Raw genomic sequence first — 211 nt, forward strand, 5'->3', positions numbered from 1 at the left:
GAGAAAACGCGCTTTGATAGAAACGGTCAATGATGAGTTGAAGAATATCGCACAGATTGAACACTCCAGACACCGTTCCTTCAATAACTTCATTGCCAATTCTCTATCTGCCATAGCAGCATACTGTTTCTTTGAAAAGAAGCCCGCCATTGACCTGTGTTTTGTCAAAGACGGGCAACTTACTATGTTTTGAATTATATCGAACTCACGT

Annotated in this window: 1 protein-coding gene; it reads left to right on the forward strand. The window is 40.8% G+C overall.

Translation table 11 applies throughout. The features are described 5' to 3' along the window. Positions 1-193, forward strand: a 193-nt coding sequence (locus tag M3090_RS15800; RefSeq protein ID WP_249057832.1) for a transposase, incomplete at its 5' end; no start/stop codon positions are given. Positions 194-211: the final 18 nt, after the last annotated feature.

The sequence above is a fragment of the Bacteroides sp. ET71 genome (assembly GCF_023336905.1).
In the GTDB taxonomy this organism is placed as follows: domain Bacteria; phylum Bacteroidota; class Bacteroidia; order Bacteroidales; family Bacteroidaceae; genus Bacteroides.